The organism is Neoakkermansia glycaniphila, assembly GCF_900097105.1.
GTDB classification, from domain to species: Bacteria; Verrucomicrobiota; Verrucomicrobiia; order Verrucomicrobiales; family Akkermansiaceae; genus Akkermansia; species Akkermansia glycaniphila.
The window spans coordinates 1,335,047-1,349,871 of record NZ_LT629973.1 but is presented as its reverse complement, the minus strand read 5'-3'; the positions used below and the strand labels follow the sequence as shown (position 1 = coordinate 1,349,871).

Sequence of the window (14,825 nt, the reverse complement as noted above, 5' to 3'; positions counted from 1 at the left end):
TGGATGCGGGAGGGGGCGCCGATGCCGTGAGGCGGGGAGGTCAGGCGATGATGCCTGTTTTGATGAGCAGTGCGTCCGGGTCGGGGTCGCGGCCCATGAAGTCGCGGTAGAGTTCGGCGGCGGGTTTGCTGTTGCCTTTGCTGAGGATGCAGCGGCGGAAGTCCGCACCGACTGCGGGATTGAGTACGCCTTCCTTGAGGAAGCGGGAGAAGGCGTCGGCTTCGAGGACTTCAGCCCATTTGTAGGAGTAGTATCCGGCGGCATAGCCCGTGGAGTCCGCGAAGAGGTGGGTCATGCGGCGGAGGACGGACGGCGCTTCGATGGGGTTGGGCATGCGGTAGTCCGCGAGGATTTCGCGGTCGATTTCTTCGAGGTCGCGGCCGCGGTAGCGGTCGAGGCGGGTGTGTAGTTCGAGGTCGGGCTTGCCGAAGGAGAGCTGGCGCATGCAGGCCGTGGCGCTTTGGTAGTTGCGTGCGGCGAGCATTTTGGCGAAGAGGGCGTCCGGGATGGTTTCGCCCGTTTGGTAGTGGCGGCCATAGAGGTTGACGGATTCGCGTTCCCAGCACCAGTTTTCATTGATTTGGGAGGGGAGTTCGACGAAATCCCACGCGACGCTGGTGCCTGCGAGGCTTTTGACTTCGACATCGGAGAGGAGCTGGTGGAGGAGGTGGCCGAATTCGTGGAAGACGGTTTCGACTTCGCGGTGGTCGAGCAGGGCCGGGGCGGCGCCGACGGGTTTCGTCATGTTGCCGCACATGAGGCCGAGATGGGGGATGCGGGGCTGGCCGTCCATGGGCGGAAGCCCGGTCTGGAGGCAGTTCATCCATGCTCCGGCGCGTTTGCTGTCGCGCGGGTGCCAGTCTGCATAGAAGGAGCCGAGGTGGTCTCCGGTGGCGGTGTCGTGGATGTCGTAGAAGAGGACTTCGGGGTGCCAGACTTCGACGGCGCCTTCGGGCAGCGGTTCGCTGCTGCCGGGTTCGCGCCATGCGGTGGTGCGTTCGGTGACGCGGATGCCGTAGAGAGTGGAGTAGATGTCGAAGAGGCCTTTCATGACGTTCGGTACGGAGTAGTACGGGCGCAGTTCTTCACTGTCGAAGTCGTAGAGTTCCTTGCGCTGTTTTTCGCTCCAGTAGCCGATTTCCCACGGGTTGAGGCGTTCGGCGGGCTGTCCGGTGATGCGCTCCTTGTAGCGGCGGACGGTTTCCTGCTCTTCAATGAATTTCGGGTGGACTTTTTCGTGCATCGTGTCGATGAAGCGCAGGGCGTTGGCCCCGGTGCCGGCCATGCGGCGGGAGGTGGTGTAGTCCGCGAAGTTGGCGAAGCCGAGCATTTCGGCCTTTTCCTGCCGGAGGTCAAGGATTTTGGCGATGAGGGCGGCGTTGTCGTACTGTTCGCCGCTGCCGATGGTGTTTGCCCCTTCCCAAAGGGTTTTGCGGAGGGAGTCGCTGTCCGCGAACTGCATGACGGGGCTCATGGAGGGGAATTGGAGGGTGAAGCGCCACTGCGGGGCTTCCTCGGTGCCGTATCCTTTGGCGAGGGCGTTCAGGCGCGCGGCTTCGCGGGCGGAGTCGGGCAGTCCGGCCAGTTCCGATTCATCCGTGACGATGTGTTCCCACGCGTTGGTGGAGTCGAGGACGTTTTCGGAGAATTGCTTGGTGGCCAGCGAGAGCTCGGTTTCGATCTCGGCATAGCGGGCCTTTTTGTCTTCGGGGAGGTCGGCGCCGCTTTCGCGGAAGTCGGCGAGGGTTTCCTGAATGAAGCGTTGTTTCGCGGGCGAGAGCCCGGCTACCCACGGCTGTGCCGCAGCATGCTTCAGTACCTGCCACAGGCGGGGATTCAGGGCGATGGAGGAAGAGAAGACGACGACTTCCGGCATCAGTTCGGCAATGGCTTCGCGCTGTGCGGCATTGTCGTTCACGGAATCGAGGTGCATCAGGCGGCCCCAGGCGCGGTGAAGCGGTTCGGAGGCGGATTCAAGCGCGGCAAACGTATTGGCGTAAGTGGGTTCGGTGACGCTGCAAATGGCATCGATGGAGGCTTGGGCCTGCTTGACGGCTTCGCGGATATCGGCCGATGCGCGTTCGGGAGTAAGCTCGGACCATGCGGGGAGCATGACCGGGTTCAGAAAGGGATGGCTGTTCATGATGTGTCGCTTCCTATCGAACACCTGCAAGGCCTTCGAGTCAAGCCAAGGAAGCGTATGCAGCGGGGTGAATTGCTGCATGGCGGAAGCACGAAAGCGTAAAAATGCCTTGCCGGGAAATACCTTTCGACCTATCATGTAAGGGATGGACGGCGAAAGCGAAAAGAAGAGGGGTCTGCGCGAGTTGCGCCGGCTGCCGGGCGTCGGCAAGGTGATTGCGGAGGATTTGTGGAATTTGGGGCTGCACGGGGTGGAAGAACTTGCCGGGCGTGATGCGGATGAATTGTACGAGGCGCACAATCGCTATCGCGGTGCGGTGCAGGACCGCTGCATGCTGTACGTCTTCCGCTGCGCCGTTTATTATGCCCGTACGCCTGAGGAGAAGCGGGAGCCGGAGAAGCTGCTTTGGTGGAACTGGAAGGGGTGATGTTTTTTATTGACTCTAGTGAGGGATTCTATTCTTATATCCTTAATAACAAATTTATTTATGATGGACAAACGAAGAAAAACATTTCGAGATCGTGATGAATATAATCGCATAATTGTTGCTGAAAATATCGTGAAATTTCTCCATTCCGAGGTTGATGTGTTTCCCATGTTACTTGATGGGCCTTGGGGATGCGGGAAGACGGAATTTTGTGAAAAATTTCAATCCTACATTGAAGAAGAAGGTGTTTTACCCAGTTACAAATGTATTTATATTGATACATTCAGGGCAGACCATCTGGACGATCCGATCATTATGCTTCTGGCAAGTTTAGTAAATATGAGTCCCCATCCGGAAGAATTTGGAAAAGTGGCAAGGCGTGTAGCTGGTTCTTTCATAAAAGGCGTGTTGAGATTGTGTGCCGGAGAACGTGAAGAAAAGTTGCTTGAAGGAGTTGAGGATTTGTGCCAATCAATCAAAAATCCGGTAGAGTTGGCTGTATATCAATCTATGCAAGAATATGAGAGTAGCCAACAAATGATTGATCAGTTAAAAAAATGTTTGTCAGAATTGGTGAAAGAGCAAAAAATCATCTTCTTATTGGATGAATTGGATCGCTGCCGTCCCGATTTTGCAATTGAATTATTGGAACACATGAAACACATATTTGATGTCGAGGGTATCAAATTCATGCTTGTTGCCAATTCGGCCCAGTTACACGCGATCATTAAGCAGCGATACGGTAATACGGTGGATGCGAAGAGGTATTTGGATAAATTTATTAAAATTAATATCTCTTTTCCACGTACAGCAAAACGTGGTTCGAGAGAGCGAAAGGTAAGTCTTCTGCATTTGCATGCCGAATTAGCTAAACACAAAGAAACGGATTACATTATTGGTCAAAAGTACGTCAGGGAGTTCCTTGAACTTTTATTCGATATGCAATACCGTTCATTGAGAGAGATTGAAACATATAGTAGATATATTTATATATTTCAATTAGTTGCGAATGATGGATTGAGAATGGCAGATGATGATTCTCCCGCACACATTATTCTTTGCATGATGTTGATCTATTGTTATTGCTTTGAAGAAAAGATTATGGAGCGAATGCTGACTTCTTCGATTCCCACTGAAGAAATTATTGCATTGTTTGCCCCTAATATATCTCAAAAGGAGATACTAGTTGCAAAAGATCAATATGATATTCTAGAAAAATGTTATGCCTTGTTTTCTCTTTTGTCGACTTGTACTACATGGAGAGATGGTTTCTTGAATATGTGCAAAGATTTATATAAATGCGATGAACGCGAAGGATTTGATAAAATGTTGAAAGAGAGATGGAATGATGGCATTGCCTGTCTCAGCCTTATGCGATTGAGTACTGCTTTGTAACGTGCGAAATGAGAGAAAGCAAAAACCCCTGAAGCATGTTCAGGGGCTTTTTGTTTGAATTGGTAGGCCTATAGGGACTCGAACCCCAAATATCGGTGCCAGAAACCGGTGTGTTGCCAATTACACCATAGGCCTGTTTTCAGGTACGGACGGAAATTATCACGGTAGAGGGTGGAAGTCAAGAGGGAAAATGATGCCTGAAGCGGAGATGGGCGATTTTTTCGGGCTTGAATGCCTGCCTGCCTGTTTGTAGAATGCGCGCATGGCCTATCTGGAGCTTCAGGACGTATGTGTGCATTTCCCGGTGCGGAAGGCTTGGGGCGTGTCGCGCGATGTGGTGAAGGCCGTGAACGGTGTAAATCTTCAGGTGGAGCGGGGCGAGATTCTGGGGCTGGTGGGCGAGTCGGGCTGCGGCAAGTCCACCCTTTCGCGGGCCATCATGCAGTTGCAGCCGCTTACTTCGGGGCGCATCGTGCTGGATGGCGAGGACCTGTCGCAGCTTTCCGGTGCGGAGGTGCGCCGCCGCAGGCCGGATTTCCAGATGGTGTTTCAGGATCCCTACGCATCGTTGAATCCGCGCTTCAGTGTCTTTGCGACGCTGTGGGAGGCGCTTTCCCGTCGCAAAGCTTTGCCGAAGAGCGGGCGGGAGGAGGCTGTGGCAGAGCTGATGGAGCGTGTGGGATTGAGTCCCGAACTGATGTTCAAGTACCCGCATGAGTTTTCCGGCGGCCAGCGGCAGCGCGTTGCCATTGCCCGCGCCATTGCGCCGGAACCTGCCTTGGTGATTGCGGATGAACCTGTGTCCGCGCTCGATGTTTCGATCCAGTCGCAAATACTGAATCTGCTGACGGATCTGACAAAGAACCTCGGCCTGACGATGATTTTCATTTCGCACGACCTTTCCGTTGTCCGCTACATGGCCGATCGCATCGCGGTGATGAGGAAAGGGGAAATCGTGGAATACGGCGACGGTGAGCGGGTTTTCACCGCTCCGGAGCATGATTACACACGCCGGTTGCTGGCGGCGGTGCCGCATATTTGAACAAGACGGCAAAATTTTTCGATTTGTCGTTTGCAGAAATGATAGAAAAATCATTTTGAAAGATGCAGCGTTGGCTCAACGCGTGTTGTGCTTGAAACGGGGGATTAAAGGCAAAACTCAATAAAAAACGCGAACTATTGAGATGAAATTCGCCTTTTGTCATTACAGGTGAAGGCGCAGTGCGTTGAAAAATAGATGTTGACAGGTGAAGTGGGTTTCTGTATACAAAAACAGCATGGTTTTGTTATACGTGTTTTGTTGTTTTGGACAGAATAGCAAGCACGCATAAGGAGAGGATGCGACCCCCGACCCAAAAAACAGTGATGAAATTTATTGTGTCTTGTGTTTGCCTTGTTACATGTTTTCTTTTGCAATCAGTTGATGCAAAGACATCGTTTCAGGAAGATCGTCCGGAATGGTTCGTGAATCGGTGTGTCGTTTTGCCGGAACATGGATCGGTGCTTGTTCATATTATCCTCCCGGAAGCTCAGGCAAAGGATGAAATCGCGGCTTCCCAAGTGAGTATAGCCGCATACGATCATTTGCACCGCAGGGTGGAATCTTGGGAACCCGGCCATGTGCTGAATGCTCCCACGCCTGATTATTGGGACGGTATGGCTCCTGACGGTATGCAACGGTTGGTGCGATGGATGACCGTGCCTTTGAAACGGGGGATGAATTTCATTGTGGTCCGAAATGAGGTGGGTACTCCGTCTCAGGAAGTGATTCCGCTGTTTTGTGCAAGAGATTTCCGCATTTTCCTTGCTCCATCATCCAAAATACTTGCAGGAAATGGATTGAGAGACAAGAATCATCCGTTGGCAATATCTACGCCAACGCTGGGATGGATCGTCGGGGAGGATGCTCAAGGATCGCTTGTTTTCGATGTGAGTCTTGCTCTTAAAGTACGGAACGTGCGGTATGACCGTTCGGCAGAGAGGCTTTCTTGCAAGCTCGTTTTTCAAAATACTTCCCGTCAGCCTGTTGAGATTCCTGTATGGGGGTACCGTTTTGCGCTGCGCGATCAAGCTAGCCGTATAAATCTGCTTGTGGATGATGATTTTCTCTATTCCGGAGATTGCTTTTGTCCGGATGATGAAGTTCTGCAAGGTCTTGTGCCTGTATCTGTCCAGTTGCAGCCCAGGCAAAGTTTTGAAAGGGAGTTTTCTTTTTCCAATGTGCCGTTACCTCCCGGGAGGCATGATTTGAGGCTTGAGCATGCTTTTTTTCCTTTAGAATATCCATCTTTTGTTCTCCATGTTGTAAAAAGTGACGATTCGACTGACCAGTCAACAAGGGATCATGCCGATGATTATAGTCTGCCTCCATATTTGATTTTTCTCTCGGAGAAGGATAGGGGAAAAGAGCTGAAGCAGGAAGAGACCATAGATGGTGTGCGGTATAGATTATTCTATGCGCCTGCGGGTGAATATAACCCGCCGCAAGGTTCTTTTGTCGTGCCTGATTTAGGACAAGATAAATTTGATTTTCATATGTATGCATATTATCAGGAATATTTATCAAGAATGAAACCCATGAACAAGGAGTAATGTATTTTCGAAGTGACTCTTCATGTTCAGGGTTCAGTATTATGTTTTTCTATGAGTCGATACAGGGCGTATCATCAAATTTTCCCCCATCTGTGGTTCAAAAACAATGGACGAATTTTCGCCTTTCACATTTCACATTAATATAAATAACAATGACTTTCTTCCGATTATTGGTGCTCCCGTGCATCATGTGCGCAACGTGCTGTACATCGTGTATTCAACAGCAAATACGGCAACATTATATGCCTACATGGTCCGAACCTTCGGAAGAATCCTATCAAGCGACGTATGCGAAGAAGATCACCGAAGATGAAATGACTTCTCGATGTGCGAAAAGTGGATATGCGGTTGCCGGTACCTACCGAACATCTATTATGTTCCGGAATCGGCAAGAAAAGGTGCGGGCTGTTGTTTATCGCAAGAAGGGAGATCGATATTCCAATGCCATCGTTTGTCTTTTTCAGAGAAATGATCCGCAATTCCTTTTGAATGAGCGGGGGTATGGGTATGTATACCTCCGCAATGACGATGGTTCTCCCGCTGAATAATTTGTTCTTTGTCTTTTGAATATGAAAACATCCATATAACTTATGAATTTCCATTTTTTATTCATTCTGCCTGTTTTTACCCTGTTCTGTTCTGCTCATGGCAGTGTGGCACAAAGGCAAAGTGTCGTCCAACAGGAGGTTTCTCCTCTGAAGGTGGAGGTGGGCGATGTGTTGCGTGATAGCCAGTCTGTGCATGTGTTTTTGAAGGCTGGGTTGAAGGTGCCGGGGATGACGATGTTCGGCATGGATGATGCCGCCTTTCTTCACTTGAAATCCAAACCGAATAGCAGGTTGTTATGGATGACGTATGGACATTTCATGTTCAATGAAGAAGGCGCGGTACGGAGCGATACGGATATGACGATTCTCCTTTTGGAGCCGCTGCCGAAAGAGGCGTTCGAGGTAGAGGGGGAGGTTGCTATACTGGCAGCGGAGCGGGATGAGCCGATGAAGGCCGTGGAGGTGACGCTGCGCGAGAATACGGAGTTTCTTGTCGGCGATATGCCCGTGCTTTTGCGTTCACTTGAGACAGGATCTGATTCGGTTGCTTTGGAATTGAAGTTTCGTGATGTCGTCGGGGTTACACGGTTCGAATTCATGAGGGAGGATGGACAGCCGTTGCGAGCGATGCGGGAGAGCGTGGTGATGCTCGGGCTGGGCAATACGCAGTATACGTCCTACCGCATTTTTACGGATGGTAAGCCGTTGAAGTCGGTCAAGGCGGTGCCTTACCGGTGGAGCCAGCCGAAGGTGTTCCGGGTGCCGGTGAAGTTTTCCGTTCCGGCAGTGGTCAAGGAGCAGGAATGTTCCGAGTCCGGCGAAGTGCAGGAGGCAAATGTTGAAATGGTTGTTTTGTGAGAAACGGATGAATAGGCGAACGCCTATGAGAGTTTGTGAAGATTGCCTTCGTATTGAGGTAAGAAAATTTGTGACATCTCTTCAGCACGTATGTACATAATAATATATAGAGAGGATTTAAATATATTCATAATTGAATCATTAATTCTTGATGTGTGTCGATTATGAATGAATGCATTGTATGATTGAATCTGGATATGCCAGATCTACTATATTTACAATCATCTTTTTTATAATAGGATGAGTGAGTTTAGCTGAAATCGGTGGAATAGTGTCTTGATTTGGTGACCAATGTAGACCATCATCAAAAATTATTCGTAAAAGATAGTGGCTTTCAGGGATATTGGCATTTAAACTGGTTGCATAATCCAGTTTGTGTCTGGTCGTGTGTGTATCGAAAAATTTAGGATTAGCGTTGGGCAGATGTTCAATTTGTTGGAATGCCAGTTTTTCGATCGAATATCTGGTTATTGCGCAAATCGCAAGAGGATCACTTGGCTGGTCGCCTTTATACTTTTTAAATTCTTTCATAAGAAATTCTTGGAACTTTCCGGCTTTTCCCCAGCTTGATTTTGTACCAGAAACTGTACGTAATTCAGTCCTGAAATCATAATCATCCGTATGATAATGCACGAGATATTTGGAAATATTCTCAAGTAATGTATTTGGAATTGTTTTGTCTGAACGCGCGGCGATAAGCTTTTGCATAGCTGGGGTAGAATGATGCTGCAGATCTGTTTTCAGATATACTATATTTTGCTTACTAAATACATAATTATAAAAAAAGGATGGATTTAAATGAGTTAAAATTATTGTGTAAATGGACCTGCCTTGATGTTTGTAATCATTAATGAGTTGGGATATATAATATTGCGCTACAGTAAGATTGGCGTCATCCAAATAGTCAAAAATTTCATCTATTATTAATATTGCACGTTCTTTTGTTAAATTGTATCGAGTGATATATAGTAAAGAGATAAGTATTAATATATCTCGTTGACCATTTGAGATGTGTTCCGGATCAGGTAGTTCAACAACTAAATTACCTTGGGTTTCTTTTATAGAAACATCTTTCCATGACGTATTGAGATCTTTTATACTTTGTGTTAATGATTTTTTGATATTTGAATAACGGAGCCATTTCAAATGCTTTATTAGAGCATTAGGTGTGTTCGTCTCTATTATCAATATTTGCCAAATCAGTAAGAAAGCATCTATCTGGTCGATACTCCCTGTTTTTTCGATAAGAGTCATAAATTCCTTTAGCTCTGGCAAATGATTGATTAAAGCAGTTAAAGATTGGTTGATTGCATTTTTTGCTTCTTCCATTGTACCTTGGTAGGAAGATAATTGCTTCCGGATCTCATCAATTTTATCAAAATGTATTTTTTTTGTAAGAGTTAAGATATAAGGATTGCATTCGAGACATCTCATAATAAATATATTTGATTCTAAAAGTACAGATTTCATATTTGGGAGTGCATCAGCGTGCAATCCAAATATCTGTTTGAGTTCTCTTATTTTGTATGGGGATACTTCACGCGAGATTTTCTCGCATATAATGATTGGGGGTATGATCATTTTTCCTTTAGGTCTTCTTGAACCGTACTGTGTATGGGCTTGGATTTTTCGCAAGTCGGAAATGACTTGAATATCAAAATATTTACGGACGGTATTGGTACGTGTATTCTCTGTAGCTTTTAAATTTTCTGGACATCCATTTCCGTCCACAGTCAATTCGATTTGTGGTTTGTTTTCTTCGCTATGCATGTGGCGATCCTTATCAGCTAATTTAATGGATGTGTGTTTTGATATACTGCTAAACGCTGTAGCAATGGATGTTTTCCCAAAACCGTTGGGGGCTACTAAGATATTGGGGCGATTTTTGATTATGTCATCGTTGATTATCATTTCACGGATACCTCGAACGTGGCTAATTCTAATATTCTTGATTGTCATATTGTATAATGAAAGTTTAGTGGAAATAATAATGGGTTAGGCGGGCACAATTAAATTTTATTAATATATCGCAAGATGGATATTATAAATTTCGTGCTAATTATCAATCTTAATATCTATATAAATATAATAAAATACAATAGTATACTAATTTGTTATTTTATTTTGGCGTAAACAAATAGCAAAATACCATCTATCCAATCTTATGGATATGACTTAAAAACGATATTGCACGGTTGTTTTGTTATCCTTCCAAATATTCGGCGATGAGTTCGAGAAAGTGGGGGAGGTATTTTTCCGCGGTGGCGGGGCCGATGCCTTTGATGGGCATGGCGGCTTCGGCTGTGAGAGGTTTGACGGCGGAGAGGGCGAGGAGGGTTTCGTTGGTCATGATGCGGTAGGGCGGGATGCCCTGTTCATGAGCGAGGTTTTTCCGGAGGGCGGAGAGGAGGTCGTAGAGGGCGCGGTCGGGTTGGCCGAGGGCGATGCCGTCGATGGTGCGGGAGGAGGTTGTTCCGCGCATGGGGCTGTGGGTGATGTTGCCCGCCCAGCCGGTGGTGGGGATGGTGGCGGGGGTTTGACCGGTCATGATGTCGTGGCCGCGACGGCTGAGGGTGAGGAGGGGGCGGTCGCCTCCGGTGGTGGCGAGGCAGCCTGCTTTGGCGAGGCAGCGGAAGAGGGCTTTGATGGCGTTTTCGCTGAGGTTTTTGAGGATGCCGTAGGTGCTGAGGTCCGTCATGTGGGCGATGGCTGGGCTTTGGACTCCACGGAGCATTTGCATGATTTTGTTGCGGCCGAAGATGGCTTCCCATGTGCCGTCGCTGCGGCGACGGGAGGCCCGTGCGATGCCGCTGAGGGCTTTGCGGACGGTGAGGAGGGGTTCGCCTTCGAGGGCGGGGTAGGAGGCGGCATCGGGTGGGAGGCAGATGTCGCACCGGCCGCAGGGCTGGGGGTCGGGTTCGCCGAAGTAGTCAAGGATCCACTGCTGGCGGCAGGTGTGGCTGTAGGCGTATTGGGTGACGGTGTCGATTTTGGCGTGGTCGCGGGTTTCTTTTTCGCGGAGGTGTTCGCGGTCGATGCCGAGGCGGGTGGCGGGGAGGTCGGGGTGGCAGATGCGGGTGCCGCGGGCTGTTTTGCCGGGGATGTCGTAGCGTTGGATGGCTCCGGCATGGACGAGTGTGGCGATGGCGGAGCTGATGCCCATGGTGTTTTTGATGCGGAGGGAGTCGGCTATTTCGTCGATGGTGGCTTCGATGGTGTGGGTGTCGGGGTCGCTGTGGCGGCGGAGCCAGGTGTAGATGTCTGCGATGGTGTTGTAGCCGGGGTTGGAGCCTTCGAAGAAGTATTCCTGTGTGCGGAGGTCGGCGTGGTTGAAGAGGAGTTCGCAGTGGGCGGGCCGGCCGTCGCGTCCGGCGCGGCCTGCTTCCTGGTAGTATGCTTCGACGCTGCCGGGGATTTCGTAGTGGGCGACGAAGCGGACGTCCGCACGGTCGATGCCCATGCCGAAGGCGTTGGTGGCGACGGCGATGTCCGCCTCTCGGTTGATGAATTGGTTTTGGGCGTATTCGCGTTCGGCGTCGGTGAGTCCGGCGTGGTAGGCGATGGCGTTGATGCCATGTTCTTTGAGGTCGCCGAAGACGGTCATTACTTTTTTGCGGGTGGAGCAGTAGATGATGCCTGTTTTCCATTCGCGAATGAGCTGGTGGAGGCGGAGGAGTTTTTCCTGCTGGGTGTCGCAAGGAGTGGTGCGGAAGGTGAGGTTGTCGCGGGCGAAGCCGCTGATGATGACGGCGGGGTCGCGGAGGCGGAGGTGGTTGAGGATGTCTTCCCGGACCTGGCGGGTGGCGGTGGCGGTGAGGGCGATGGTTTGGGGGTGGCCGAGTTGTTCGATGACGCGGCCGAGGCGGAGGTAGTCGGGGCGGAAGTCGTGGCCCCACTGGCTGAGGCAGTGGGCTTCGTCGATGGCGATGAGGCTGATGGGTGTTTCCGCGAGGAGGCTCATGAAGGAGTCCTGAGCGAAGCGTTCGGGGGCGACGTAGAGGATTCTGCAGGTTTGCTGCCGGAGGGCGCGCAGGCGTTCGCGGTGTTCTTCAGCGGTGAGGGTGCTGTTGATCATGACGGCGGGGATGCCGCGCTGTTCGAGGGCATCGACCTGGTCTTTCATGAGGGCGATGAGGGGGCTGACGACGAGGGTGAGGCCGGGCCTGCAGAGGGCGGGGAGCTGGTAGCAGAGGGATTTGCCGCCGCCGGTGGGCATGATGGCGAGGGTGTCCTTCCCGGCCATGACTGCCTGGACGACGCTGTCCTGCCCGGGGCGGAGGGAGCTGAAGCCGAAGGTGGCCTGCAGGGTGTCGAGCGGGTCGAGGTGGGCGTTTTGTGGTGGCATGTCCGTGTGGCGGCCGTGCGGGCAGGTGCGGCGCGGCGGGTTGGTGTGTAGGTTTCCGGGCCTGGAGGGGCCTAGAGGTTCTGGTTCATGTCGAGTGCGGGGTTGGGTTCGCACGTGGTGCCGACGATGACGGCAGGTACGCCCGCCACGGTGGTGTGGGGCGGTACGTCGGTGAGGACGACGGAGGATGCGGCGATTTTCGCGCATTGGCCGATTTCGACGCGGCCGAGGATTTTGGCCCCAGCTCCGATGAGGACTCCGGAGCGGACGATGGGGTGGCGGTCGCCGTCTTCTTTGCCGGTGCCTCCGAGGGTGACTTCGTGGAGGATGGAGACGTTGTTTTCGACGATGGCGGTTTCACCGACGACGAATCCGGTGCCGTGGTCGAGGAGGATGCCGCAGCCGATGCGGGCGGCTGGGTGGATGTCGATGGCGAAGGTTTCGGATGCGAGGCTTTGGAAGAGGTAGGCCATGAGGTGGCGGCCTTCCTGCCAGAGGGCGTGGGAGACGCGGTAGGCTGAGATGGCGTGGTAACCTTTGAAGTAGAGAAGGGGGGCCAGGGGGGTGTGGCAGGCGGCATCACGCTCGACGATGGCGAGGAGGTCGGCGGCCATGCTGCATTCGATGGCGGGGTGGTCCCGGTAGATGCCGAGGATGAGGGGTTCGAGGCGGTCGCGGGCGATGTCCGCCCGGGCGAGTTTGCGAGCGAGGAGGGCGGCGGAGGCTTGGCCGAGGCTGCTGCTGCTGAGGACGATGTCGTCGAGGATGCCGGCGAGGCTGGGTTCGGTTTCGCGCGCAGTCCGGGCTTCCCGGCGGATGTGGTTCCAGAGGTTCCGGGTTTGTTCGGGGGTGGGCGGGATGTTTTTGTCCGGGTTGCAGGTCATGGTTGTGGCCGCCTGCGGTCAGTTGCGGCAGTTTTCGAGGAGTTCGTCGAGGCGGTAGGTCATTTCGACGAGGGCGTCGCGGTAGGGAGTTTGCGGGAGGAGCCAGAGGGATTCGCGGGCGGCAGCGGTTTGGGCGAGGCCTTCGTCGACGGAGCGGGAGATGGCTTCCTGAAAGGCGTTGGTGCGGGAGATGCGTTCGTAGTCGATGCCTTCGCGGCGGGCGATGGCGTCGTGTACTTCGGCGGCGATGTCGTCGCTGCTGGATTCGAGGAGGAAGTAGACGGGGAGGGTGAGTTTGCCTTTTTCGGCGTCGGTGTGGAGGGTTTTGCCCGCGCTGTGTTCGTTGCCGACCATGTCGAGGCAGTCGTCGTAGATTTGGTAGGCGATGCCGAGGAGGGTGCCCATGCGGTTGAGTTCGTCGACGATGTCCGCAGGCATGCCGGAGATCCACGCGGCGCCTTTCATGGCGGCTGCGAAGAGGGAGGCTGTTTTTTTGCGGATGAGTTCGTAGTAGTCCGCCCGGGTCATGTCGAGGTCGAAGAGGCGGGAGGATTGTTCGACTTCGCCCTGGCAGACGTCGCGGACGATTTGGGCGATCATGCGGCAGAATTCGGTGTCGCCGAGTTCGGTGCCCATGACCATGGCGTGGGAGAGCATGACGTCGCCGAGGAGGACGGCGAGTTCGTTGCCCCAGAGGGCGTTGGGTGTGGGTTTGTCGCGCCGGGTGTCGGCATGGTCGAGGACGTCGTCATGGACGAGGGTGGCCATGTGGACGAGTTCGAGCATGGCGGCGAAGGTGATGTGCTCGGGTTTGATGCCGCCGGTGGCACCTGCGGTGAGGAGGACGAGGCCGGGGCGGATGAGTTTGCCCTGCGCTTTGCAGATCTGGGCCATGTAGTCCTGCACATGCGGTTCGAAGCTGGTGACCTGTGCAGCGATTTGTTTTTGCACGAGCCTGAGTTCGTCTCGGATGAGGTCAAGCTGTTGTTTTTGGCTGCGTGCCTTGGTGAAGAAAGGAAAGCTCATGTGCTGGTGGGTCTTGCCGTGCAGGCGCGGGAGAGCGATAGCATATCATGCGGTGCGGATTTTGCAATACTAAAGTGGTTTTCGGCGGCTGTCGGCAAGGGGTTGCGTGTGTTGTGCCCGTTGTTGCGGGCAAGTTGTTTTCGGACGCGATGCGTTCTTGTGCAGCGGTTGTTTTGGTGGTATTGTTCCGGCATGGAGTTTGCGAATTGTTTTGAAGACGGCGTGGAGCTGGCCTGCCGCAAGGATCCCCGTTTCAAGGCGGATGCCTACGATTTTCTTCGGAAGGCGATGGATGTGGCGACGGAGCGTTATGCCTGCAGTCGGAGCAATAAGCATTTGTCCGCCGAGGAGTTGTATATCGGCTGCTGCGCCCATGCTCTGGAGGAGTACGGGCCGCTGGCGAAGCTGGTGTTGCAGTCGTGGGGGGTGCGGAGTTCGGAGGATGTGGGTTGTCTGGTGTATAATTTGATTGAGGTGGGTATTTTCGGGAAGCAGAAGGGGGATTCCCAGGACGAGTTTGCCGGGTTGCCGTCGATGGAGAAGATTCTGGATGAGCCTTATTGTCCGGAGGAGCAGGACGGCTGCCGGGCGCAGGGTTGAGGGTGGA

At 52.4% G+C, this 14,825-nt stretch carries 11 protein-coding genes and 1 tRNA gene; 6 read left to right on the top strand and 6 right to left on the bottom strand.

What is annotated here, in order from left to right; all coding sequences use genetic code 11:
• Positions 1–40 precede the first annotated feature (40 nt).
• A complete protein-coding gene (locus tag PYTT_RS05705) occupies positions 41–2,143 on the bottom strand; it encodes a M3 family metallopeptidase (protein WP_067776242.1) in 2,103 nt (700 codons plus the stop codon).
• 145 nt (positions 2,144–2,288) lie between these two features.
• Here PYTT_RS05705 and PYTT_RS05700 point away from each other — a divergent pair, with 145 nt between their 5' ends.
• Entirely contained in the window at positions 2,289–2,570 is a 282-nt protein-coding gene (locus PYTT_RS05700; RefSeq protein ID WP_067776174.1) for a helix-hairpin-helix domain-containing protein, read from the top strand.
• Between the two features lie 60 nt (positions 2,571–2,630).
• The gene (locus tag PYTT_RS05695) at positions 2,631–3,965 is read left to right on the top strand and encodes a KAP family P-loop NTPase fold protein (RefSeq protein ID WP_067776177.1); all 1,335 of its coding nucleotides are present in this window, start codon (positions 2,631–2,633) and stop codon (positions 3,963–3,965) included.
• A gap of 60 nt (positions 3,966–4,025) precedes the next feature.
• On the opposite strand, the gene PYTT_RS05690 is transcribed toward PYTT_RS05695, so the two are convergent.
• A tRNA-Gln gene (locus tag PYTT_RS05690) sits at positions 4,026–4,100 on the bottom strand.
• Between the two features lie 127 nt (positions 4,101–4,227).
• Between PYTT_RS05690 and PYTT_RS05685 the strand changes: the two genes are divergently transcribed.
• The 3 genes from PYTT_RS05685 (at position 4,228) to PYTT_RS05670 (ending at position 7,963) form a co-directional block, all read left to right on the top strand.
• Positions 4,228–5,007 carry an ATP-binding cassette domain-containing protein gene (locus PYTT_RS05685; protein ID WP_067776180.1) on the top strand — a complete coding sequence of 260 codons (780 nt, stop codon included), beginning with the start codon at positions 4,228–4,230 and terminating at the stop codon, positions 5,005–5,007.
• 323 nt (positions 5,008–5,330) lie between these two features.
• Complete coding sequence (locus PYTT_RS13310; RefSeq protein ID WP_141675821.1) at positions 5,331–6,557, top strand: hypothetical protein; 1,227 nt, start codon at positions 5,331–5,333, stop codon at positions 6,555–6,557.
• Between the two features lie 653 nt (positions 6,558–7,210).
• Positions 7,211–7,963: a hypothetical protein gene (locus tag PYTT_RS05670; RefSeq protein ID WP_141675822.1), complete on the top strand. Its 753-nt coding sequence runs from the start codon at positions 7,211–7,213 to the stop codon at positions 7,961–7,963.
• Positions 7,964–8,125: 162 nt separating this feature from the next.
• On the opposite strand, the gene PYTT_RS05665 is transcribed toward PYTT_RS05670, so the two are convergent.
• The 4 genes from PYTT_RS05665 to PYTT_RS05650 all read right to left on the bottom strand — a co-directional run bounded on the left by PYTT_RS05665 (position 8,126) and on the right by PYTT_RS05650 (position 14,218).
• Complete coding sequence (locus PYTT_RS05665; RefSeq protein WP_067776190.1) at positions 8,126–9,922, bottom strand: OLD family protein; 1,797 nt, start codon at positions 9,920–9,922, stop codon at positions 8,126–8,128.
• 244 nt (positions 9,923–10,166) lie between these two features.
• Positions 10,167–12,308, bottom strand: coding sequence for a RecQ family ATP-dependent DNA helicase (locus PYTT_RS05660; RefSeq protein ID WP_067776193.1), 2,142 nt, complete (start codon positions 12,306–12,308; stop codon positions 10,167–10,169).
• A gap of 71 nt (positions 12,309–12,379) precedes the next feature.
• Positions 12,380–13,192 (bottom strand): serine O-acetyltransferase, encoded by an 813-nt coding sequence (cysE, locus tag PYTT_RS05655; RefSeq protein ID WP_067776196.1) that lies wholly within the window; start codon positions 13,190–13,192, stop codon positions 12,380–12,382.
• 18 nt (positions 13,193–13,210) lie between these two features.
• Positions 13,211–14,218, bottom strand: a complete 1,008-nt coding sequence (locus tag PYTT_RS05650; protein WP_067776200.1) for a polyprenyl synthetase family protein — start codon at positions 14,216–14,218, stop codon at positions 13,211–13,213.
• Between the two features lie 192 nt (positions 14,219–14,410).
• On the opposite strand from PYTT_RS05650, the gene PYTT_RS13580 reads away from it, so the two are divergent.
• Complete coding sequence (locus tag PYTT_RS13580; protein ID WP_067776203.1) at positions 14,411–14,818, top strand: Minf_1886 family protein; 408 nt, start codon at positions 14,411–14,413, stop codon at positions 14,816–14,818.
• The last annotated feature ends 7 nt before the right edge of the window (positions 14,819–14,825 follow it).

Coding starts and splice junctions, on each gene's coding strand:
- PYTT_RS05700 (WP_067776174.1), top strand. CDS start 2,289: ATGGACGGCGAAAGCGAAAAGAAGAGGGGTCTGCGCGAGTTGCGCCGG.
- PYTT_RS05705 (WP_067776242.1), bottom strand. CDS start 2,143: ATGAACAGCCATCCCTTTCTGAACCCGGTCATGCTCCCCGCATGGTCC.
- PYTT_RS05685 (WP_067776180.1), top strand. CDS start 4,228: ATGGCCTATCTGGAGCTTCAGGACGTATGTGTGCATTTCCCGGTGCGG.
- PYTT_RS05660 (WP_067776193.1), bottom strand. CDS start 12,308: ATGCCACCACAAAACGCCCACCTCGACCCGCTCGACACCCTGCAGGCC.
- PYTT_RS05650 (WP_067776200.1), bottom strand. CDS start 14,218: ATGAGCTTTCCTTTCTTCACCAAGGCACGCAGCCAAAAACAACAGCTT.
- PYTT_RS13310 (WP_141675821.1), top strand. CDS start 5,331: ATGAAATTTATTGTGTCTTGTGTTTGCCTTGTTACATGTTTTCTTTTG.
- PYTT_RS13580 (WP_067776203.1), top strand. CDS start 14,411: ATGGAGTTTGCGAATTGTTTTGAAGACGGCGTGGAGCTGGCCTGCCGC.
- PYTT_RS05695 (WP_067776177.1), top strand. CDS start 2,631: ATGATGGACAAACGAAGAAAAACATTTCGAGATCGTGATGAATATAAT.
- cysE (WP_067776196.1), bottom strand. CDS start 13,192: ATGACCTGCAACCCGGACAAAAACATCCCGCCCACCCCCGAACAAACC.
- PYTT_RS05665 (WP_067776190.1), bottom strand. CDS start 9,922: ATGACAATCAAGAATATTAGAATTAGCCACGTTCGAGGTATCCGTGAA.